The sequence below is a fragment of the Streptomyces sp. NPDC104106 genome (genome assembly GCF_055584345.1).
The window spans coordinates 211,190-232,521 of sequence record NZ_JBVJMF010000005.1; the positions used below are offsets into that span (position 1 = coordinate 211,190).

A 21,332-nucleotide genomic window follows, 5' to 3' on the forward strand; every position below is an offset into this window, starting at 1 on the left:
CTAGAAGAGTGTGCCCTCTTCCGGCGCCGGCAGCTCCTTGAGCAGGTCCGCGCCGTTGTTGCGGACGTTGCTGACGGCGGTGGAGACCGGGTAGGCGCGCATGCGGCCGGGCGGGGGCGGGGCGAGCAGCTCGCGCAGGGCGTCGGGGTCGGTGCGGGCCGGGTCGAGCCAGGCGTCCCAGCGGTCGGGGGTGAGCATCAGCGGCATCCGGGGGTGGATCTCGGCGAGGGAGTGCGGGCCCTCCTCCGGTGCCACGGCCAGCGGAGTCCGCTCGGCCTCCGTGGTGATCACCGAGCAGGTGACCCACCAGGCCTGCGAGTGGTCGTCGGGCAGCGTGCGGTCGCGCCAGAACTCGTAGAGCCCGGCCATCGCGAACACCGAGCCGTCGGCGGGCAGCACGAAGTACGGCTGCTTGCGCGGCCGCTTCTTCCTTCCCTCGACCTCCAGGTCCCGCTCCTCCTTCCCGGTGACCCACTCGTAGTAGCCGTCGGCGGGCAGGACGCAGCGCCGGGCGGCGAAGGCGCGGCGGTAAGCGGGCTTCTCGTGCACGGTCTCGGCGCGCGCGTTGATCATCCGGGCGCCGCCCTCGGGCGTCTTGGCCCAGGACGGCACCAGTCCCCACCGCAGCTTGCGCAGCTGGCGAACCGGACGCGGGGAGTCCGCGTCTTTCAGGGGACGGTCGAGGACGGCGTAGACCTCCTTGGTCGGCGCCACGTTGTAGTCCGGCTCCAGGGTCTCCTCGGGCTCCCACTTCTGGATCTCAAAGATTCCTGCGAGATCCTCGGGCCCACGACTCGATGCATACCGTCCGCACATACGTGCCACACTGCCAGATTCCGTCCGGTGAAAGGGAGCCACCAGCCGACATGGACAGCCTCGCCGCCCTCGCGCTGCCCGACCTCTGGGACCGGCTCGCCGGCACCCAGCCCGACCCCGCCCTGTGGGTGGTGATCGCCACCCTGTGCGCCGCGCTCGCCGTCGTCGTGCCGCACCCGGTGTGGCGCATATCCCGCAACGCGGTGACCATCGCGCACGAGGGCGGCCACGGCCTGGTCGCGCTGCTCACCGGGCGGCAGCTCACCGCCATCCGGCTGCACTCCGACACCAGCGGCCTCACGGTCAGCCGGGGCAAGCCGTACGGGCTGGGCATGATCCTGACGGCGGCGGCCGGATACACCGCGCCCTCACTGCTGGGGCTGGGCGGGGCCGCGCTGCTGGTCGCCGGCCGGATCACCCTGCTGCTCTGGGTCGCGACGGCCCTGCTGGTGGCGATGCTGGTGATGATCCGCAACGCGTACGGCGTACTGACCGTGGTCCTGGCGGGCGGCGCCTTCCTGCTGGTGTCGTGGCTGACGGGTCCCCAGGTGCAGGCCGCCTTCGCGTACGCGGTGGTGTGGTTCCTGCTGCTCGGCGGGGTCCGGCCGCCCTTCGAACTCCAGGCGAAGCGCTCCCGGGGAGGCGCCGGGGACTCGGACGCGGACCAGCTGTCCCGGCTGACGCACGTCCCGGCGGGGCTGTGGCTGTTCCTGTTCCACGCGGTGTCGCTGTGCTCGCTGGTCGGCGGGGGCCGCTGGCTGCTGGAAGGTTGACGGCCCGCCCTCCTTATAAAGTGGGCCCATGGCCCCGAACACCGCCCTTCCCGCACTCTGGCCCGCCCCGCACGCGAGCGGAGCCGTCGACGCGACGGTCCACGTGCCGGGGTCCAAGTCGGTCACGAACCGCGCCCTCGTCCTCGCCGCCCTCGCCTCCGAGCCCGGCTGGCTGCGCCGCCCGCTGCGCTCCCGCGACACCCTGCTGATGGCCGGCGCCCTGCGCGCGATGGGTGTGGAGATCGAGGAGACGGTGTCCTCCAGCTCCTCCGTCGCGGGCGGCCCCGACGGCACCGGCGAGGCCTGGCGGGTGCTGCCCACCGGACTGCGCGGCCCGGCCACGGTCGACGTCGGCAACGCCGGCACGGTGATGCGCTTCCTTCCACCGGTCGCCGCGCTGGCCGACGGCCCGGTCCGGTTCGACGGGGACCCGCGGTCGTACGAGCGCCCGCTGAACGGCGTGATCGACGCGCTGCGCGTGCTCGGCGCCCGGATCGACGACGACGGCCGGGGCACGCTGCCGCTGACCGTGCACGGCGGCGGAGCGCTGGACGGCGGCCCGGTGTCGATCGACGCGTCCTCCTCGTCCCAGTTCGTCTCGGCCCTCCTGCTGTCCGGCCCGCGCTTCAACCAGGGCGTCGAGGTCCGCCACACCGGCGCGACCCTGCCCTCCCTGCCGCACATCCGGATGACCGTCGACATGCTGCGCGCGGTCGGCGCCCAGGTGGACACCCCGGAGTCGGGCGGCGAGCCGAACGTGTGGCGGGTGACGCCGGGGGCGCTGCTCGGCCGGGACCTCACGATCGAGCCGGACCTGTCCAACGCCCAGCCGTTCCTCGCGGCGGCGCTGGTGACCGGCGGCAAGGTGGTGATCCCGGACTGGCCGGAGCGGACCACGCAGCCCGGCGACCGGCTGCGGGAGATCTTCAACGAGATGGGCGGTTCCTGTGAACTCACCGAATACGGGCTGGTGTTCAGCGGTTCGGGCGCCGTCCACGGCATCGACGTGGACCTCGGCGACGTCGGCGAACTGACCCCCGGCATCGCGGCGGTGGCCGCCCTCGCCGACTCCCCCTCCACCCTGCGGGGCGTGGCCCATCTGCGGCTGCACGAGACGGACCGGCTGGCCGCGCTCACCAAGGAGATCAACGAACTCGGCGGTGACGTCACGGAGACCGCCGACGGCCTGCACATCCGCCCGCGCCCGCTGCACGGCGGGACCTTCCACACCTACGAGGACCACCGCATGGCGACCGCCGGCGCGATCCTCGGCCTCGCGGTCGAGGGCGTGCGGATCGAGAACGTGGCGACGACGGCCAAGACCCTGCCGGACTTCCCCGAGTTGTGGACCGGGATGCTCGGGCAGTAGGGACGTCACGCCATGCGCCGCTACGGCAAGCACACCGACGAGGACGACATCCGCACGCGTCCCAACCGCAAGGGCAACCGGCCCCGGACCAGCATCCGGCCCAAGCACGAGGACGCGGCCGAGGGCATGGTCCTCACCGTCGACCGCGGACGGCTTACCTGCCTGGTCGAGGGCCGTACGGTCATGGCGATGAAGGCTCGCGAACTGGGCCGCAAGGCCGCCGTGGTGGGCGACCGGGTGGCGCTGGTCGGTGACCTGTCCGGCACGAAGGACACGCTCGCGCGGATCGTCCGCATCGAGGAGCGTTCCTCGGTGCTGCGCCGTACGGCCGACGACGACGATCCCTACGAGCGGGTCGTCGTCGCCAACGCCGACCAACTGGCCGTCGTCACGGCCCTCGCCGACCCCGAGCCCCGCCCCCGCCTGATCGACCGCTGCCTGGTGGCCGCGTTCGACGGCGGCCTGGAGCCGCTGCTGGTGCTGACGAAGTCGGACCTGGCTCCGCCGGACAAGCTGCTGGAGCTGTACGGCGACCTCGACATCCCCTACGTCGTCACCAGCCGCGAGGAGTTGGAGAACGGGGACGCGGCGGACCGGGTGCGCGCCCATCTCGACGGCCGGATCACCGCGTTCGTCGGCCACTCCGGCGTCGGCAAGACGACCCTGGTCAACGCGCTGGTCCCGCGGGACCGGCGGCGGACGACCGGACACGTCAACGCGGTGACGGGCCGGGGCCGGCACACCACCACCTCGGCGCTGGCGCTGCCGCTCAGCGACGACGGGGGCTGGGTCGTCGACACCCCGGGCGTGCGCTCCTTCGGCCTCGCGCACATCGACCCGTCCCGCGTCATCCACGCCTTCCCCGACCTCGAACCGGGTACGGAGGGCTGCCCGCGCGCGTGCAGTCACGACGAGCCGGACTGCGCGCTGGACGCCTGGGTCCAGGAGGGCCACGCGGACCCGGCGCGGCTGTACTCCCTGCGCCGGCTGCTGGCCACGAGGGAGCGGCGGGAAGGCGACTGACCATCGCGTTGTTTGGCCGGACGAGAGGCCGGTAAGTGCATACTCGCACCGAGCCGGTGATCCGGACCAACGGGAGGACAGCGCATGGCATGGCTGCTGGTGGTCGTGGCCGGGGTTCTGGAGACCGGATTCGCCGTGTGCCTGAAGCTCTCGCACGGATTCACCCGCCTGTGGCCGACGATCGCCTTCGCCTCCTTCGCGCTCGGCAGCTTCGGGCTGCTCACGCTCTCCCTGCGGAAGCTCGACGTCGGCCCCGCCTACGCCGTGTGGACCGGGATCGGTGCGGCGGGCACCGCGATCTACGGCATGGTCTTCCTCGGTGACCTGGTGTCCACGCTGAAGATCGTGTCGATCACCCTCGTCATCGTCGGGGTGATCGGCCTTCAGCTGTCGGGCTCGGCGCACTAGTGCCCCGGCAGGCGACGTTTGCCCGTCAAGGAGCGGCGTCCGGTGCGTGCTGTCGGTGTGCCGGCCGGAAGTCCTCGTACTGGGCGTACGTGGGCTTTCGGCCGGTGCGGCGAGTGGGGGCACCTCCCGCGCAGCGGGGTGGCGTGCCGGGCGTCGCGACGGGGCGAACGCTGCCTGCCCGGGCACTAGTCCGGGCCTTGCGGGCTCGGCCGCGGTGCGGTCCCGTACGTACGGCGCGCGGATCCCGCCGTGCGGGTCGTCGGTCCCGGCGACGGCAACGGGCCGCCCGCTCGCCGGGCGACAGCGGTTGGGCGGGCTCGGCCTCCCCGAGGTCCCGCGGCCGCCGGGCGGCGGACCGCCGCTCCTCCTCCCCGCGCCCGCGGCGGCCGTACCCGCCAACTTCCGTGATTCCGGCGGGAGTACGGCGGAGTACGGCGGGCGGGGCGCACGCTCAGGCCGGCTGCCGGGGGACCACCCGGCGGACCAGTTCCGCGATGCCGCCCTCGCCCGGCGGGGCCGCGACGCAGGACAGGGCGAGGCGGACGACCAGTTCGCAGGGGTGGGCCAGTTCGGCGGTGTCGCCGGCGGTGGCGGTGGGACCGGCCAAGGCGGTGACCGCGCGGTCGCGCACGATGCGTACGAGGTCGCGGGGCGTCGGCAGCGGTCCGTCCGCGCGGCGCTGGGCGGGCACCGTGGACGTGGACGGCACGGCGGCGAACGGCGGGGCGGGCAGCCGCTCGCTCCAGCAGCCGGTGAGCACGGCCCGGATCAGCGGGTCCTCCCGCGCGGCCGAACTGGTCCACTCGGCGAGGGCGGTGAGCCGCTCGCCGGGTTCGGCGGACCCGGCGAGCGCCCGCTCGACACCGGCGAGGTAGCCGTCGGCCGCCCGCCGCACCAGGGCCCGGGCGAGGCCGTCCTTGCTGCCGAACTCGTTGTAGAGGGTCTGCCGGGACACCCCGGCCGCCGCGGCCACGTCGACCATCCGCACCGCGGACCACGGCCGGCGCGCGAGCGCCGTGAAGGCGGCGTCCAGTAGGGACTCCCGGGCAGCAGGCATCGTCGCCTCCCTGGGCCAGACCAGCTCTGCGCCCAGAGTTGACGCGCCCGTATGCACTGTCAAGGGCGCGCGAGCGCTCGCCCGCCCGGGGGACGTCCGTGAGCGCGACGCGCGGTGGCCCCGCCCCCGGTGGCCTCGTGGCCGCCGAGGCGGATACGGTTCCCTCCATGCCGGACTACCTCGACGACCTGCGCCTCGCCCACGTCCTCGCGGACGCCGCCGACGCCACCACCATGGACCGCTTCAAGGCCCTCGACCTGAAGGTGGAGACGAAGCCGGACATGACCCCGGTGAGCGAGGCGGACAAGGCGGCGGAGGAACTGATCCGCGGCCACCTCCAGCGCGCCCGCCCCCGGGACGCGGTCCTCGGCGAGGAGTACGGCGTCGAGGGCAGCGGCCCGCGCCGCTGGGTGATCGACCCGATCGACGGCACCAAGAACTACGTCCGCGGGGTCCCGGTGTGGGCCACGCTCATCTCGCTGATGGAGGTGGGCGAGGGGGGCTACCAGCCCGTCGTGGGCGTCGTCTCCGCCCCCGCTCTCGGCCGCCGCTGGTGGGCCGCGAAGGGGCACGGCGCCTTCACCGGCCGCAGCCTCACCTCGGCGACCCGCATCCACGTCTCCCGCGTCGGCCGGCTCGCGGACGCCTCCTTCGCGTACTCCTCCCTCTCCGGCTGGGAGGAGCAGGGCCGCCTCGACGGCTTCCTGGACCTCACCCGCCAGGTGTGGCGCACGCGCGCGTACGGCGATTTCTGGCCGTACATGATGGTCGCCGAGGGGTCGGTGGACCTCTGCGCCGAGCCGGAGCTGTCCCTGTGGGACATGGCGGCCAACGCGATCGTCGTCACGGAGGCCGGTGGCACGTTCACGGGCCTCGACGGCCGGCCGGGCCCGCACAGCGGCAACGCGGCCGCGTCCAACGGCCTGCTGCACGACGAGTTGCTGGGGTATCTCGGCCCGCGCGGCTGAGACACAACCCTTGTTGACCGTCCCTTTACCTGGCAGTGTGGGCCCATCCTCACTTGTGAACATGTGAATCCCGTGCGGTTCCAGGAGGTGGCCCGCCCATGCTCGTCCGCGACGCCATGACCACGGTGATCCTCACCGTCGGCCCCGCCCACACCCTCCGCCAGGCGGCCGCCCTGATGTCGGCCCGCCGGGTCGGCGCCGCCGTCGTCCTCGACCCGGACGCCGGCGGCATCGGCATCCTCACCGGACACGACATCCTGAACTCGGTCAGGCTCGGCCAGAATCCGGACACCGAGCGCGCCCCCGCCCACACCACCACCGACGTCGTCTTCGCCTCCCGGCCTGGAGCCTGCACGAGGCCGCCCGCGCGATGGCCCACGGCGGCTTCCGGCACCTGGTCGTCCTCGACCGGGGCGAGCCCGCCGGGATCGTCTCGGTCCGCGACCTCGTCCGCCGGCTGCTCCCGGCCGCCCGGCACGCCCCGACGCACTGACACGCCGACGCTCCGCCCGAGCCGAACGGGCCGGACCCCGAGCACCAGGGGTCCGGCCCGCCCTGAGGGACAACCCCCAGGCTCATGACGCGTAAGGGCCCGGCACGGACGCGCCGCCGGCCCTTGCTCGGCTCAGCCGCGCAGCGCGCCCACCGCCGCCTCCAGCCGCTTGCCGAAGTCGGCGTCGGCGCGCTCGAAGTTGCCGATCGCCCGCTCGACGATGTCCTCGCGCGAGACCGGCGCGATCGCCGCCGCCAGGTTCGCGATCAGCCGCTCCCGCTCCTCCTGCGACATCAGCCGGTAGAGGTTGCCCGCCTGGACGAAGTCGTCGTCCTCGGCGTGCGCCGGCGTGGGGTGGTTGCCGGTGGAGCCGCCGACGGATACCGGCTGCCACGGCGCACGGCCCGTCTGCTCCGGCCCGCCGAAGCTGTTCGGCTCGTAGTTCTTCGCCCCGCCGTGCCGGCCGTCGTACAGGAAACCGTCGCGGGAGTTGGTGCACGCCTCGGTGGCGTGCGGACGGTTCACCGGCAGGTGGTCGGCGTTGATGCCGACGCGGTAGCGGTGCGCGTCGCCGTACGCGAAGAGCCGGCCCTGGAGCATCTTGTCGGGCGAGGGACCGATGCCCGGTACGAAGTGCGCGGGCGAGAAGATCGACTGCTCGACCTCGGCGAAGACGTTCCGCGGGTTGCGGTTCAGCTCCAGCCTGCCGATCTCGATGACCGGGTAGTCCGCGTGCGGCCACACCTTGGTCAGGTCGAACGGGTTGAAGCGGTACGTCGCCGCGTCCGCCGCCGGCATGACCTGCACGCCCACGGTCCAGCTCGGGAACTCCCCGCGCTCGATCGCCTCGCGCAGATCGCGCTGGTGGGAGTCGGGGTCCTTGCCCGCGAGCACCTCGGCCTCCTCGGCCGTGAGGTTCTTGATCCCCTGGTCGGTCTTGAAGTGGTACTTGACCCAGAAGGCCTCGCCCGCGGCGTTGCTCCACTGGAAGGTGTGCGAGCCGAAGCCGTCCATGTGCCGGTACGACGCCGGGATGCCGCGGTCGCCGAACAGCCAGGTCACCTGGTGCGTCGACTCGGGCGACAGCGACCAGAAGTCCCACACGTTGTCGGCTTCCGTGCTGCCGGTGTACGGGTCGCGCTTCTGGGTGTGGATGAAGTCCGGGAACTTGATCGCGTCCCGGATGAAGAACACCGGGGTGTTGTTGCCGACGAGGTCGTAGTTGCCCTCCTCGGTGTAGAACTTCAGCGCGAAGCCGCGCGGGTCGCGGACGGCGTCGGCCGCGCCGAGGTTCCCGGCGACGGTGGAGAAGCGCAGGAAGACCTCGGTCTCCTTGCCGACCTCGGAGAGGAAGGCGGCCCGCGTGTACGGCGTGACGTCGGCCGTCACCGTGAACGTGCCGTACGCACCCGCGCCGCGTGCGTGCACGACGCGCTCGGGGATGCGCTCGCGGTTGAAGTGGGCGAGCTTCTCCAGCAGCAGTTGGTCCTGGACCAGGACCGGCCCGCCGACGCCCGCCGTCTCGCTGTCCTGGTTGTCGGCGACCGGAGCACCGGCCTCCGTGGTGAGCGGTCCCTGCGTCACGTGCGCCTCCTGCGTCATTGCTGACTGGTCATGTCCCAGTTCTGTCCTGCGGCCAAAGCCGTTCTGGATCCTACATTGGACTAGATCTAAGTCAAACAACGTTCCAATCTCACACCTGTTCCCATCCTGGGATGCCCTGCTGTTAGGCTGGTAGCCATGAGCGACCTTCTGGAACGGCTGCGTGGACGCGGATGGCGGATGACCGCGCAGCGGCGCGTGGTGGCCGAGGTCCTGGACGGTGAGCACGTCCACCTGACGGCCGACGAGGTCCATGCGCGCGCTGTCGCGAAGCTCCCGGAGATCTCCCGGGCGACCGTCTACAACACCCTGGGCGAACTGGTCACCCTCGGCGAGGTGCTGGAAGTCTCGACGGACAAGCGCGCCAAGCGGTACGACCCGAACGCGCACCGCCCGCACCACCACCTGGTGTGCGCGCGCTGCGGCGCGATCCGCGACGTCCACCCGACGGGCAACCCGCTGGCCGACCTCCCCGACGCCGAGCGCTTCGGCTTCACGGTGTCGGACGTCGAGGTGACGTATCGGGGGCTGTGCCCGGACTGCGCGAGCGCGTAAGCCGCGGGCAGAAGCTTGAGGGGGCGCGAGCCCCCTCTTTTTTGTCGCCTCCGGGATCCCGGGGACGCTCATGGCCTGGAAACGCCCGAGGGCCGGAACCCATCTCTGGATTCCGGCCCTCGGCCTTCAGTAGCGGGGACAGGATTTGAACCTGCGACCTCTGGGTTATGAGCCCAGCGAGCTACCGAGCTGCTCCACCCCGCGTCGGTGAACACGACATTACGTGAGGCACGCGCGCGGTGGCAAATCCGTTTCCCGGGACGTGGCGGGGCTCACCCGGTCACGCCGAGAGTTCTTCTCGCAGCGCGTCCCTGAGCCGGCCCGCCCGCTCCGCGACCTCCGCCGGCCCCAGGTCCACCGCGCGGTCGGCCCACCGCTGCCCCTCGGCCAGCTCGCCCCGACGCGCGTAGACAAGGGCCAGCCGCAGCGCCGCCCGGCCGTGCCCGGCGTCGGCGGCCCGGGTCCACCACACCGCCGCCTCCGGCTCGCTGCCCTCCCTGGCCAGCAGCAGCCCCAGGTTGAAGGCGCCGTTGCGCGACCCGGCCTCCGCCGCCCGCCGGTACCACCGCGCGGCCTCGACCACGTCCCCCCGGGCGGCGGCCAGCATGCCGACCCGCACCTGGGCTCGCCGGTGCCCCTGCGTGGCCGCGCGCTCGTACCACTCCTCGCACTCGGTCTTCTCGTGCACGATCTCGCCCAGCTCGTGCGCGGGCTCCGGCGGCCGGCGCGCGTCCAGCAGCGTGGCCAGCCGGTACGCCGCCTCCGCGCTGCCACCGCCCGCCGCGCACCGCAGATGCCGTTCGGCCTCCTGCTCGTCGCCCTCACGCAGCCGGGCGATGCCGACCTGCAGGGCCGCCTCGGTGTGCCCCGCGGCGGCGGCCCGTTCGTACCAGCGCAGCGCCATCCGCGCGTCCGGCCCGGTGCCGCGCCCGGCGTAGAGGATGCCGAGGTTGAACGCGGCGTCCACGCTGCCGGCCTCGGCGGCCTTGGAGAACCACGGCTCGGCACCGGTCGCGTCGCCGCCCTGGAGCAGCAGGATGGCGAGCGCGTTGGCGGCCTCCCGGTGCCCGGCGTAGGCGGCCCGCCGGTACCACTGCTCGGCCTGGGCGGTGCGGCCCTGCTCGGCGCAGAGCAGCCCGAGGTTGTACGCGCCGTTGTCGTCGCCCGCGTCCAGCGCCGCCCGGTACCAGCGCTCGGCGGTCTGGGTCTCGCCGCGCTCGGCGTGCAGCGCGCCGAGCGCGTTGGCCGCGTTGCCGTCGCCGTCCTGGGCGGCGCGCAGCCACCACACGGCCGCGCTCTCGGTGTCCCCGGCGTCGCGCAGCAGGAAGCCCAGGGCGCAGGCGGCGCGGGCCTCGCCGTCCTTGGCCGAGGTCAGGTACCAGCGCCCGGCCTCCTTCAGCTCGCCCCGCTTCTCCAGGATCGCCCCGAGGTGCAGCGCGGCCCGCCGGTGGCCGCGGGCGGCCGCCTGCCGGTACCACTGCTCGGCCTCCGCGACAGCGTTGTCGGACCCGGCCCCCTCCTCCGGGCCCGGCGCGCGGTCGAGGGCGCGCGCCAGCCGGTACGCCGCCTCCCGGTGCCCTCGCTCGGCGGCGGCGCGCATCCAGTGCTCGGCGCCGACGTCCCCGCGGTGCTCCAGCAGATCGGCGAGCGCGTAGGCGCCGAGGACGTGCCCCTGCTCGGCGGACTGGCGCAGCCAGTACTCGGCGGCGGGCTCGTCCCCGCGCTCACGGTGGTAGCGGCCGAGCGCGTGCGCGGCGGCGGCGGACCCGGCGACGGCGGCGATGCGCCACCAGCCGGCGGCCTCCTCGGGGTAGCCGCGCTGGTGCAGCAGGACGCCGAGGTTGTTGGCGGCGGCGCGGTCGCCGGCCGCGGTGGCGGCCCGCAGATGGGTTTCGGCTCCGTCGAGGTCGCCGCGGCGCAGCAGCAGGCTTCCGAGGACACTGGCGGCCTCGGCGTCACCGCTCTGCGCGGCGAGACCGAGTCGTACCTCCTCGGCGGCGTCCCCCATGTCGCTCACGTCGTCGCGGGTCGGCTCCTCACCGGGATTCTGCACAAATCGCCCTGACTCGAACAGAGTTGCCTTGTCCCCCATAACGTCCATCGTCGCACCACCTGCAACCTGGGTACACCCGGTATACCGCAGCCCGTGAGGTCACTTCAGCGTTTTGTCGACATGCCCACAGGGAGACAAGTCAAACACACACCCCTCAACTCCCCACGGCGGCGCGGCCGTACCTCCTTTCCGTATTTGAGTTCGCACACCACGAAGGCCCGGATCCCTTGGGATCCGGGCCTTCGATGCAGTAGCGGGGACAGGATTTGAACCTGCGACCTCTGGGTTATGAGCCCAGCGAGCTACCGAGCTGCTCCACCCCGCGCCGTTGCGTGTCAACCGTACCACGGCGCGGGGTGGTCTTGATCAACTCCCCTTCTTGCCTCCGGCCTTGGTCTCCGCGTCCGCGGCCCGCTTCAGCGCGGCCTTCAGGTCCTTCTGGGCCTTGTCGTACGCCGTCCAGTCCGGTCCGTTCGGATCCTTGAGGGCCTGCTGTCCCGCGTCGAACGCCTTCTGCGCGTCGGCGAGGGCCTGTTGGACGCTCGGGTTGGCGGAGGAGGGCGGGTTGGCGGTGCCGGTGTCCGGTGGCGTGGGGGTGGAGCCGTCCACGCCGAAGACCTTGTTCAGCGCCTGGTCCAGGGTGTCCTCGAAGGCCGTCTTGCCGTTGTAGGTGACCAGCACCTTGCCCAGCAAGGGGTACTTCAGCTTGCCGCCGAGGACGTAGACCGGCTCCGCGTACAGCAGTCCGCCGTCGAGCGGCACGGTCAGCAGATTGCCGTACTCGACCTTGGAGTGCCCGCGGGTGAGCAGGCTGATCGTCTCCGCGATGTCCGGCCGGGAGTTGAACTGGCTCTGCACCTGTTTGGGGCCGTCGGCCGTCGTGCTGGTCGGCAGTTTCAGGATTCTGATCTTGCCGTAGTCGCCGGTTCCCGGGTCGGAGTCGACCGCCATGAACGCGGCGAGGTTGTCACGTCCGTTCGGCGTGAACGTCGTCGTCAGCGAGAACGTCTGCTTGCTCTGGTCCGGCATCTTCATGCTCAGGTAGTACGGCGGCACCGCGCTGCCCGAGTCGTTGGTCGGGTCGTCCGGCACCTGCCAGACCTCGCTGCCGGTGAGGAACGTCTGCGCGTCCGTCACGTGGTAGCGGGCGAGCAGCTCGCGCTGGACCTTGAACAGGTCCTGCGGGTAACGCAGATGGGACATCAGGTCGGGCGAGATGGCGCTCTTCGGCAGCACCGTGCCCGGGAAGGCCTTCATCCAGGTCTTCAGTACCGGGTCCTGGGTGTCCCACTGGTAGAGCTTGACCTCGCCGGTGTACGCGTCGACGGTCGCCTTCACCGAGTTGCGGATGTAGTTGACCTGGTTCTGCTGGGCCACCACCGCGCGGTTGTTGTTGGCGGCGGTGAGCGAGTCGGCCGTGGTGTCGCCGAGGGTCGTGCGCGAGGAGTACGGGTAGCCGTTCGACGTCGTGTAGGCGTCGACGATCCACTGGATGCGGTGGTTCACCACCGCCGGGTAGGCGTCGCCGTCGATGGTCAGCCAGGGGGCGACGGCCTCGACGCGCTCCTTCGGCGTGCGGTTGTACAGGATCCGCGAGCCCTTGCCGATCGCGCCCGAGTAGAGGATCTGCGGCTCGTTGAACGCCACCGCGTACGCGGCCCGGTTGACCGCGTTGTCGAGGTTGACCCCGCTCTCGCCGGTGTAGCTGGTGGTCTTCTCGTCGCCGTTGTCCGCCGAGTAGTCGACCTCCTTCTGCGGACCGCCCACGATGGAGTACGTGGTGGTCTTCTCACCGTAGTAGACGCGCTGTTCGTACGTGCCGAGGTCGCCCTTGGAGGGCAGGTCGGACTCGGTGAAGACCGGCTGGCCCTGGTCGTCGGCCTCGGTGCCCTTGGCGGCGACCGCGCCGTACCCGTGCGTGTAGCGGAAGTGGTCGTTGATCCAGTTGTTCTTCGGGATGCCGTCCAGGTTCAGCTCGCGCAGGCCGATGACCGTGTCCTGCTCCTTGCCGTTCTTGTCCCGGTACCGGTCGACGTCCAGGTTGGTCGGGAAGGCGTAGTAGTTCTTCATCTGCTGCGCCTGCTGGAACGTCGGCGAGACGACGTTCGGATCCATGATCCTGATGCTCGCCGCGTCGTCCGCGTCACTGCGCAGCTTGGTCTTGTCCGAGGCCGTGGACTTGCCGTCGTACTCGGTGACCTTGGTGTCGCCGATGCCGTACGCCTCGCGGGTCGCCGTGAGGTTCTTCTGGACGTAGGGGGCTTCCTTGGCCTGCTCGTTGGGCTGGACCTGGAACTTCTGCACGATCGCGGGGTACAGGCCGCCGATCAGGATCGCCGACAGGACCATCAGGCCGAAGCCGATGACGGGCAGCTGCCAGGTGCGCCGCCACAGCGTGGCGAAGAAGAGCAGGGCGCAGATGACCGCGATGCAGAAGAGGATGGTCTTCGCCGGGAGGTAGGCGTTGGCATCGACGTAGCGCAGGCCGGTCCAGTTGCCGGTCGCCTTGAAGTCGCTGGACTTGACGGCGAGGCCGTACCGGTCGAGCCAGTAGGCGACCGCCTTGAGGGCGACGAAGATGCCGAGCAGCACCGACAGATGACCGGTCGCGGCGGCGGTGGCGCGCGCGCCCGGGCTGGTCAGGCGCAGCCCGCCGTACAGGTAGTGCGTGAGCGCGGCGGCGATCAGGCACAAGATGGCCGCGGCGAAGCCGAAGCCCAGCAGGAAGCGGTACCAGGGCAGGTCGAAGGCGTAGAAGGAGACGTCGAGGTGGAACTGCGGGTCCTTCTGGTGGAAGGGCACGCCGTCGACCCACATCAGCCACAGCCGCCACTGGCCGGCCGCGGACGCGCCCGCGACCAGCCCGACGAGGGCGGTGACGGCGAGCAGCAGCCACCTCTTGTACGGCGCGATGCCCATCCGGTAGCGGTCGAGGCTCTGCTGCTCCATGGACATGGCGCTCAGCGGGGGCCGCAGCCGGTGCGCGATCCAGATGTTGAGCCCGACGGCGACCGCCATCAGCAGACCGAAGACGAAGAACAGCCCGATCTTGGTCGACAGCGTGGTCGTGAACACCGACGAGTAGTGCACCGACCGGTACCAGAGCCAGTCCGTCCAGAAGCCCGCGAACATGGTGAACGCCATGCCGAGAACGGCCAGGACGCCCAGTGTCAGGAGCAGGGTCCGAACCCCGCGGGACGGGCGGGCCGCTCTGATCCGTGGCCCCGTCGGGCCTCCGCCGCGGTCCGGCATCTGGAAAGCCAAGGTGCGCACCTCGAAGTCGCTGTCGATCCGTCAGTCAGGCCCTCGTGTTCGCGGACCCGCCGTGGCCCCCCGTGATCGCGGACCCACACCTATGCAACTTACTCACCGTTTGCTCGGTTCCCGATTCCGGCCCTGAACGAGGCAGGATTGTGACCATGTCCAACACTCCCATGGCAGCGAACCCGCTCACCCGGGCCGTACTCGAGATCGACGAGTACGTCTCCGGCCTCGGCTGGGACCAGCCCGCTCGCCTCTTCGCCCTTGTCGACACCGCACGGCTGCGGGCTCAGGAACCCTCGCTCGCGGCCCAGCTGGGCCTCGACGGGGACGAGTCCGAGACCGCCGGTCTCACCCCGATCGAGCAGGACGAGCTGCCGTCCGGCAAGCCTCTCGACGACTTCCTCGGCACCATCGCGTGGCCCGACGCGGTGGCCGGCTGCGCGCTGGCGGTGGAGCGCCTGATGCTGCCGCCGTCCGCCGAGGCGCAGGTCCCGCAGAACCTGAGCGAGGCCAAGCTGACCCAGTGGGTCGCCCAGCACCCCGAGCGCCAGGAGGTCCGCATGACGGTGGCGGTGCTGCGCGACGGCACCCGCGAGTCGGCGATCCGGCTGCGCGAGAAGGACTCCCCGACCGAGGTCCTCACCGGCCCCGATCTGGTCCCCGGCCTGGCGGAGGCGCTGAAGGCGACGTTCGAGGACTGAGGTCCTCTTCCGGTACGGCGAGGTCCGGTACGGCGATGGGGGCGCCCCTGCTGGTGAGGGGCGCCCCCAGCCGTGACCACGCGCGCGTGCCGCTCAGCCCCTGGTGGTGCACCTGGGCAGCGCGCCGGTGTTCCCGCTGCGGATGTCCTTCAGCGCGCCGAGCGCGTCGCCGATGGTCCTCACCCTGACCAGGGTGAGCCCGCTCGGGATGTCCTTGGCGGCCGCCGCGCAGTTGTCGGCGGGTGTCAGGAAGTACTGGGCGCCCTTGTCGCGCGCGCCGACGGTCTTCATCTCGACGCCGCCGATCGGGCCGACGGTGCCGTTGTCGTCGATCGTTCCGGTGCCGGCGACGAACTTGCCGCCCGTGAGGTCGCCCGGGGTGAGCTTGTCGTAGATGCCGAGGGCGAACATCAGACCGGCGCTGGGGCCGCCGACGTCGGCGAGCTTGATGTCGATGCTGAACGGGAAGGTGTGGCCGGTCCCCGCGGAGATCCCGACGACGGCCCGCTTCGGCCCGCTGTCGTCGGACTCCTTGGTGGTGACGGTGATGTCCCGGGTCGCGGTCGCCGTCTTGTTCGCCTTCTCCGCGGCGGCCTGCTCCTTGGCGGGGACGACGGTGAAGACGGCGCTCTGGCCGGGCCTGTGCTTGGTGACGAGCTTGGCGACGTCGGACGGCTGCTTGACCGCCGTGCCGTCGACGGCCTTGATCACGTCACCGGCGTGCAGCCTGCCCTCGGCCGGGGAGCCCTTGACGACCGTGGAGACGATCACCCAGGACTTCACCGGGATGCCCAGCTGCTTCAGCGCGGCGACCTTGGCGCTCTCCTGGGACTGGCTGAACTCCTCGGCGTTCTGCTGCGAGGACTGCTCCTCCGTCGTCCCGTTCGGGTAGAGCGTGTCGTGCGGGACGATCAGGGTGTCCGGGTCGAGCCAGCCGTAGACTGCTTCCACCAGGTTCATCCGGAAGTCCGCGCTGGTCACCCGGACCGTGGTCATGTTCAGGTGGCCGCTGGTCGGGTACGTCCTGTGCCCGGAGATCTGCAGCACCGGCTCGCCGCCGTGGTCCCCCAGCGTGTTCACGGTCGGGCCCGGGGACATCTCCGCGTACGGCACGGGGATGAGCACACCCGCGCACAGGAGCGCGATCAGCATGAGGGTGGAGGCGAGCATCGTCGCGGTGCGGCGTGGCATGGCACGACAGTACGTGACGCCTGTGTCAGCGGCCCGTCAGGGCACCCCCCTCACCCACCGCCCGCGCCCGAGTGCGACTTCTCCATCGCCGCGCGGAATCGCGCGTATCCGTCCAGCTCGGGCCCGTCGCCGCGCACCTTGCGGGTCCGATTGGCCCAGCTGCCCCAGAGGCCGCCGCCGATCGCGGCCAGAAGCGGAATCAGCAGCCAGACAAGCGCCCCCATGCCGACCTCCCAACGCTCAGAGCGTCCGCAACTGACTGATCAGCAGATTAACCATCCGCACCGACAACGCTCACGCGCGGGGGGCGGTTACGCAACCGGTGGGACAGGTGTTGCTCCAGGTGACGGACACCGACGGGGCCTCGAGGGCGCGACGGGACGCCTCAGGGGTCAGCAGGCCCCCACCCACTCCTCGGTACCGTCCGAGAACCTCTGGTGCTTCCAGATCGGCACCTCGTGCTTGAGGTCGTCGATCAGCTTGCGGCAGGCGTCGAACGCCTCCGCGCGGTGCGGGCAGGACACGCCGACGACCACGGCGAGATCCCCGACCCTCAGCTCCCCGACCCGGTGCACGGCGGCCAGTGCCCGCACCGGGTACTCGGCGACGACCTTCTCGGCGATCCGCCGCATCTCGGCCTCGGCACTGGGGTGGCACGAGTACCCGAGCGCGTCGACGTCGGCGCCCCCGTCGTGGTTGCGCACGGTTCCCACGAACAGCGCGAGACCGCCGGCCGCGTCGTCCCCGACCGCGCGGAACACCTCGTCCAGGGAGAGCGCGGTCTCCCGGACGCCGATCAGCCTGATGGGATCCTGCGCCGCCTGCTCACCGGGGTGCTCGTTCGCGTGTGCCATGTGCCCATGGTGCCGCAACGCTGTGACAACGGGGAATACGAGATTCACCAGGCACGCGCGCGTGCCTGTTTGGTGAGTCCTACGACAGGGCGGCGGGGAACACCGCAACCGGGTACGTCATACGCGACGGCGCGCCTTGCGGGCCCGCCGTACGACAGCGGCGGCGCCCAGCAGCGCGACCGTCGCGCCCGCGGCACCCGCGGCCGTGGCGTCCTTGCGTCCCAGCCGCCGCCCGGCCACCGTGTGCCGCCCGGAGACCTCCTCCAGCAGCTCCGCCAGGACCTCCTCGTTGGTCCACCGCGGCCGCCACCCGGCGTCGTGCAGCCGGCTTCCGCTGACCACCCAGGGATACATCGTGTACGCCAGGTCCCCGGCCGGGGACGGCGTGAGCCCGATCCGGTGCAGCCGGGCCGCGGCGCCGAGCGCGACCGCCGACGGCAGCTCCATCCGCCGGATCCCGCTCAGCTCCTCGACCTCCTCCTGCTCCAGCCACCCGTCGCAGCCGACGGCCAGTTCCCCCTCGACCTTCTCCAGCACGGCGTACTCCAGCGCGCCGCACAGGTCCTCGACATGGCAGAACTGCCACGCGGGCCGCGACCCGGCGACGACGAGCAGCCGCGGCGACTCGAAGTACCGGGTCAGCGCGGTGTCCGTCCCGCCGACCAGCACGGCGGGCCGGACGACGGTGACGTTCAGCCCCGGGTGCGCGCGCGGCGCCCGGCGGGCCAGCCGCTCGATCTCCAGCAGGTCGCCGACGCCGGTGGCCTCGGCGGTCGCGCGCAGTTCGGCGTCCTCCGAAAGCGGCAGCTCGTTGTCCGGCAGCGCGCCGTAGACCATCGCCGAGGTGCACAGCACCACCCGGTGCACTCCGGCGGCCGCAGCGGCCGTGAGGACGGTCTGCGTCCCCCGGACGTTGTAAGCCGTGCGCGCCGCCGGATCCGTCTCCAGATCGAGGTCGAGGGCGAGGTGGACGACGACGTCGGCGCCGCGCAGCTTGTCCGCGATGGCGGGGTCGCGCACGTCCAGGATGTGCCAGTCGGCGTCGGCGCACTCCCCGCGCCGCTCGTCGATGGCCACGACCTGCTTGACCTCCCCGGAGGCGGCCAGCCGCTCGGTGAGCAGGGCGCCGACCCCGGTGGCGGCACCGGTGACCGCGACGACGGGGCCGCGCGCGGCGGGGGGTGCGGACGGGGTTGACCGGTTTCGCGCTGCGCGAACCTGCGGATCTGGGGAACTCACCAGGCGTCTCCAGCGGTTGTCTTCCATACGGGCGCGAACGACGCGTACGTACCAGGTGCATCCATCCTGCCGCAGGCCTTCCGTGGGCGAAGCACCGAGGCCCGATCGGGTCGGGGTGTCTACGCTGGGTGGTGTTGTCGGGCAGCCGCGCCGCCGGAGGAAGACCGGTGGCCTTACCAGCCGAGGAATCCCGTGAGTGACACCCCATTCGGTTTCGGCCTTCCGCCGGAGGAGCCGGAGGACGGCGACGAGGGCAAGAAGAAGGACCAGCAGGGCGGCGGTGGGCAGGGACCGGCCAACCCGTTCGGCTTCGGCGGCCTGCCCGGAGCCGGAGGCTTGGGCGGCCCCGGCGCCGACAATCCGCTCGCAGCGATGTTCGGCTCCATGAACCCCACCGACCTGGGCGCGGCGTTCCAGCAGCTGGGCCAGATGCTCTCCTACGAGGGCGGCCCGGTGAACTGGGACATGGCCAAGCAGATCGCCCGCCAGACGGTCGCCCAGGGCACCCCGGACGGCACGAAGGACGCGAGCGTCGGCCCGGCCGAGCGCAAGGCGGTCGAGGAGGCCGTCCGCCTGGCCGACCTGTGGCTGGACGACGTGACGTCCCTGCCGTCGGGCTCCGCCTCGGCGGTGGCGTGGTCCCGCGCGGAGTGGGTCGAGGCGACGCTGCCGGCGTGGCAGGAGCTGGTCGACCCGGTCGCCGAGCGGGTCGGGGCGGCCATGGGCGATGTCCTGCCGGAGGAGATGCAGGCCATGGCGGGCCCGCTGATCGGCATGATGCGCTCGATGGGCGGCGCCATGTTCGGCACCCAGATCGGGCAGGCCGTCGGCGTGCTCGCGGGCGAGGTCGTCGGCTCCACCGACATCGGCCTGCCGCTGGGCCCGGCCGGCAAGGCCGCGCTGCTGCCGGCCAACGTCGAGGCCTTCGGCAAGGACCTGAGCGTGCCGCAGGAGGAGGTGCGGCTCTACCTGGCCCTGCGCGAGGCGGCCCACCAGCGCCTGTTCGCGCACGTGCCGTGGCTGCGCTCGCACCTGTTCGGCGCGGTCGAGGGCTACGCGCGCGGCATCAAGGTCGACACGGCCAAGCTGGAGGACGTGGTCGGCCAGTTCGACCCGCAGAACCCCGAGCAGCTGCAGGACGCGCTCCAGCAGGGCATGTTCCAGCCGGAGGACACCCCGGAGCAGAAGGCCGCCCTCGCCCGTCTGGAGACGGCTCTGGCGCTCGTCGAGGGCTGGGTGGACGCGGTGGTGCACGCGGCCGCGAAGCCGCGTCTGGCCTCGGCCGACGCCCTGCGCGAGACCCTGCGCCGGCGCCGTGCGACCGGCGGCCCGGCGGAGCAGACGTTCGCGACGCTGATCGGCCTGGAGCTGCGCCCGCGCCGCCTGCGCGACGCCTCCCGGCTGTGGGCCTCGCTCACGGACGCGCGCGGGGTCGACGGCCGCGACGGCCTGTGGGCCCACCCGGACATGCTGCCGACGGCCACCGACCTGGACGACCCGGACGGCTTCGTGCACCGCGAGCAGCTGGACTTCTCGGAGCTGGACAAGATGCTCGGCGAGGCGGCGGGCGGCTCCGCCGGGAAGCCGGACCTCAAGAAGCCGGACCCGACGAAGGACGACGGCGAGGGCGACGACACCGAGTGAGCCTGTACGACGACGCGGTCCTCGTGCTGAAGGGGTACGAGGGCCAGGAGGAACTGCGCCAGGCCTACCTCGACCACCTGGCGGCCCACCCGGACGGCATGTGGAAGGCCTGCCACGCGGGCCATGTCACGGCGAGCGCCCTGGTCGTCGACCCGGCGCGCGGACGCGTTCTGCTGACGCTCCACAAGAAGCTGCGGATGTGGCTGCAGATGGGCGGCCACTGCGAGCCGGGCGATGTGTCCCTTGCCGCCGCGGCACTGCGGGAGGCGACCGAGGAATCGGGCATCGCCGGGCTCACGCTGCTGCCCGGCGGCCCGGTCCGCCTGGACCGCCATCCCATCCCGGCACCGTGCCACCGCCACTTCGACGTCCAGTACGCGGTCCTGGCCCCGCCGGGAGCGGTGCAGGCGATCAGCGACGAGTCCCTCGACCTGCGCTGGTTCGCCTACGGCGAGGTGGCCGACGTAGCGGACGAGTCTGTCGTACGGCTGCTGGACGCGACCCGCGCCAGGCTCTGACCGGCTGAGGGGTGACCGCATCGGCGGTCGCCCCTGACCGGAGGCTAGCTCCAGACGTTCCCCTGGTTCTGTCCCCGCGCCCCCTGCTGTCCCATTCCGAACTGGGCGGCGAGGCCCGAGCCGATCACCGCGTTCTGCGGCGGGAGCAGCTCACTGGGCTGGACGAGCGCGAAGCCGGTGCCCATGAAGCTCAGCTCCCAGCCCTCACCGGTGCTGCCGCGCCGGCGCCACACGCCGGAGGAGTGGGTCTGGGCCTGCAGCTGCACGCGCAGCCCGGCGGACCAGGCGACGATCGCGTCCGCGTCGCAGTTGACGTACCGGTCGGGGGTGACCTGCATCAGCAGCGGCGCACCCGAGGTCATCAGGGCGACCCTGCCGTGCCCGGTGATGTTCAGCTGGTACTTCCCGGAGCCGGAGATGCCGTAGAGGCTGTCGACGGCGACGACCTCGTGGTGCAGCGAGGAGTCCATGGCGAGGACGTAGGAGCTGTCGACGGTCAGCCCCTCCTGCTCGACGTCCATGATGTGCACGTGCTGGGCGAGGTTGGCGAGGTAGACGGTGCCCTGCCCGTGACAGCGCATCAGGTCCAGGCCTTCGCCGGTGTACGCACGCGCGCGTGCCCGGTTGTTGCTCTGGTACTCGGCGTCGAACTCCATCAGCCCCTGGTAGGCGACCATCGTGCCCTTGCGGGCGAGGATGTCGTCGTGGCCCTGCAGCGTGACGCGGAGGAGCTGCGCGTTCTGCAGGCTCCAGCGCTCCTGCGTCTGGAGGTCGTTGTGGGCGAAAAGCGGGCTCTGCATGACG

At 71.9% G+C, this 21,332-nt stretch carries 19 protein-coding genes, 2 tRNA genes and 1 pseudogene; 10 read left to right on the top strand and 12 right to left on the bottom strand.

Translation table 11 applies throughout. From position 1 onward, the window contains the following. On the bottom strand, nucleotides 1-816 hold the full coding sequence (locus ACZ60X_RS14575; protein ID WP_469598420.1) for an SOS response-associated peptidase: 816 nt from the start codon (nucleotides 814-816) through the stop codon (nucleotides 1-3). 50 nt (nucleotides 817-866) lie between these two features. On the opposite strand from ACZ60X_RS14575, the gene ACZ60X_RS14580 reads away from it, so the two are divergent. The 4 genes from ACZ60X_RS14580 to ACZ60X_RS14595 all read left to right on the top strand — a co-directional run bounded on the left by ACZ60X_RS14580 (nucleotide 867) and on the right by ACZ60X_RS14595 (nucleotide 4,389). Further along, entirely contained in the window at nucleotides 867-1,589 is a 723-nt protein-coding gene (locus tag ACZ60X_RS14580) for a M50 family metallopeptidase (protein ID WP_469597887.1), read from the top strand. 28 nt (nucleotides 1,590-1,617) lie between these two features. Then, nucleotides 1,618-2,958 (top strand): 3-phosphoshikimate 1-carboxyvinyltransferase, encoded by a 1,341-nt coding sequence (aroA, locus tag ACZ60X_RS14585; protein WP_469597889.1) that lies wholly within the window; start codon nucleotides 1,618-1,620, stop codon nucleotides 2,956-2,958. A 12-nt stretch (nucleotides 2,959-2,970) separates the two neighbouring features. Next, nucleotides 2,971-3,981 carry a ribosome small subunit-dependent GTPase A gene (rsgA, locus tag ACZ60X_RS14590; RefSeq protein WP_469597891.1) on the top strand — a complete coding sequence of 337 codons (1,011 nt, stop codon included), beginning with the start codon at nucleotides 2,971-2,973 and terminating at the stop codon, nucleotides 3,979-3,981. A gap of 84 nt (nucleotides 3,982-4,065) precedes the next feature. Further along, complete coding sequence (locus tag ACZ60X_RS14595) at nucleotides 4,066-4,389, top strand: DMT family transporter (RefSeq protein ID WP_469597893.1); 324 nt, start codon at nucleotides 4,066-4,068, stop codon at nucleotides 4,387-4,389. 451 nt (nucleotides 4,390-4,840) lie between these two features. Here the strand turns inward: ACZ60X_RS14595 and ACZ60X_RS14600 are convergent, their stop codons facing one another. After that, a complete protein-coding gene (locus ACZ60X_RS14600) occupies nucleotides 4,841-5,446 on the bottom strand; it encodes a TetR/AcrR family transcriptional regulator (RefSeq protein ID WP_469597895.1) in 606 nt (201 codons plus the stop codon). Between the two features lie 167 nt (nucleotides 5,447-5,613). On the opposite strand from ACZ60X_RS14600, the gene hisN reads away from it, so the two are divergent. Together hisN and ACZ60X_RS14610 are read left to right on the top strand one after the other, a co-directional pair. Further along, a complete protein-coding gene (gene hisN / locus ACZ60X_RS14605; RefSeq protein ID WP_469597897.1) occupies nucleotides 5,614-6,414 on the top strand; it encodes a histidinol-phosphatase in 801 nt (266 codons plus the stop codon). 98 nt (nucleotides 6,415-6,512) lie between these two features. Continuing rightward, nucleotides 6,513-6,907: pseudogene (locus tag ACZ60X_RS14610) on the top strand (CBS domain-containing protein). Nucleotides 6,908-7,039: 132 nt separating this feature from the next. Here ACZ60X_RS14610 and ACZ60X_RS14615 read toward each other — a convergent pair. Then, nucleotides 7,040-8,491, bottom strand: a complete 1,452-nt coding sequence (locus ACZ60X_RS14615; protein WP_469597899.1) for a catalase — start codon at nucleotides 8,489-8,491, stop codon at nucleotides 7,040-7,042. 156 nt (nucleotides 8,492-8,647) lie between these two features. On the opposite strand from ACZ60X_RS14615, the gene ACZ60X_RS14620 reads away from it, so the two are divergent. Continuing rightward, the gene (locus ACZ60X_RS14620) at nucleotides 8,648-9,064 is read left to right on the top strand and encodes a Fur family transcriptional regulator (RefSeq protein ID WP_469597902.1); all 417 of its coding nucleotides are present in this window, start codon (nucleotides 8,648-8,650) and stop codon (nucleotides 9,062-9,064) included. A 130-nt stretch (nucleotides 9,065-9,194) separates the two neighbouring features. Here the strand turns inward: ACZ60X_RS14620 and ACZ60X_RS14625 are convergent. From ACZ60X_RS14625 to ACZ60X_RS14640, 4 genes are all read right to left on the bottom strand, one after another. Further along, nucleotides 9,195-9,268 (bottom strand) — tRNA-Met (locus tag ACZ60X_RS14625). 76 nt (nucleotides 9,269-9,344) lie between these two features. Beyond that, nucleotides 9,345-11,165 carry a tetratricopeptide repeat protein gene (locus ACZ60X_RS14630; RefSeq protein WP_469597904.1) on the bottom strand — a complete coding sequence of 607 codons (1,821 nt, stop codon included), beginning with the start codon at nucleotides 11,163-11,165 and terminating at the stop codon, nucleotides 9,345-9,347. Between the two features lie 203 nt (nucleotides 11,166-11,368). Then, nucleotides 11,369-11,442, bottom strand: a tRNA-Met gene (locus ACZ60X_RS14635). Nucleotides 11,443-11,483: 41 nt separating this feature from the next. Beyond that, nucleotides 11,484-14,369 (bottom strand): UPF0182 family membrane protein, encoded by a 2,886-nt coding sequence (locus ACZ60X_RS14640; protein WP_469598422.1) that lies wholly within the window; start codon nucleotides 14,367-14,369, stop codon nucleotides 11,484-11,486. Nucleotides 14,370-14,536: 167 nt separating this feature from the next. Here ACZ60X_RS14640 and ACZ60X_RS14645 point away from each other — a divergent pair, with 167 nt between their 5' ends. Then, nucleotides 14,537-15,082, top strand: a complete 546-nt coding sequence (locus ACZ60X_RS14645) for a PPA1309 family protein (RefSeq protein ID WP_469597906.1) — start codon at nucleotides 14,537-14,539, stop codon at nucleotides 15,080-15,082. A 93-nt stretch (nucleotides 15,083-15,175) separates the two neighbouring features. Here ACZ60X_RS14645 and ACZ60X_RS14650 read toward each other — a convergent pair whose 3' ends face one another. From ACZ60X_RS14650 to ACZ60X_RS14665, 4 genes are all read right to left on the bottom strand, one after another. Further along, entirely contained in the window at nucleotides 15,176-16,273 is a 1,098-nt protein-coding gene (locus ACZ60X_RS14650; protein ID WP_469597909.1) for a YlbL family protein, read from the bottom strand. A 50-nt stretch (nucleotides 16,274-16,323) separates the two neighbouring features. Then, the gene (locus ACZ60X_RS14655) at nucleotides 16,324-16,497 is read right to left on the bottom strand and encodes a hypothetical protein (RefSeq protein ID WP_469597911.1); all 174 of its coding nucleotides are present in this window, start codon (nucleotides 16,495-16,497) and stop codon (nucleotides 16,324-16,326) included. A gap of 168 nt (nucleotides 16,498-16,665) precedes the next feature. Then, nucleotides 16,666-17,127, bottom strand: a complete 462-nt coding sequence (locus ACZ60X_RS14660; protein WP_469597913.1) for a molybdenum cofactor biosynthesis protein MoaE — start codon at nucleotides 17,125-17,127, stop codon at nucleotides 16,666-16,668. Nucleotides 17,128-17,244: 117 nt separating this feature from the next. Then, nucleotides 17,245-18,366: an SDR family oxidoreductase gene (locus ACZ60X_RS14665; protein ID WP_469597915.1), complete on the bottom strand. Its 1,122-nt coding sequence runs from the start codon at nucleotides 18,364-18,366 to the stop codon at nucleotides 17,245-17,247. Nucleotides 18,367-18,558: 192 nt separating this feature from the next. Between ACZ60X_RS14665 and ACZ60X_RS14670 the strand changes: the two genes are divergently transcribed. Together ACZ60X_RS14670 and ACZ60X_RS14675 are read left to right on the top strand one after the other, a co-directional pair. Beyond that, a complete protein-coding gene (locus tag ACZ60X_RS14670; RefSeq protein ID WP_469597918.1) occupies nucleotides 18,559-20,010 on the top strand; it encodes a zinc-dependent metalloprotease in 1,452 nt (483 codons plus the stop codon). Next, on the top strand, nucleotides 20,007-20,528 hold the full coding sequence (locus tag ACZ60X_RS14675; protein WP_469597920.1) for an NUDIX hydrolase: 522 nt from the start codon (nucleotides 20,007-20,009) through the stop codon (nucleotides 20,526-20,528). The genes ACZ60X_RS14670 and ACZ60X_RS14675 overlap by 4 nt, the downstream gene beginning before the upstream one ends. A 44-nt stretch (nucleotides 20,529-20,572) precedes the next feature. On the opposite strand, the gene ACZ60X_RS14680 is transcribed toward ACZ60X_RS14675, so the two are convergent. Further along, the gene (locus ACZ60X_RS14680) at nucleotides 20,573-21,328 is read right to left on the bottom strand and encodes an AIM24 family protein (RefSeq protein WP_469597923.1); all 756 of its coding nucleotides are present in this window, start codon (nucleotides 21,326-21,328) and stop codon (nucleotides 20,573-20,575) included. Nucleotides 21,329-21,332: the final 4 nt, after the last annotated feature.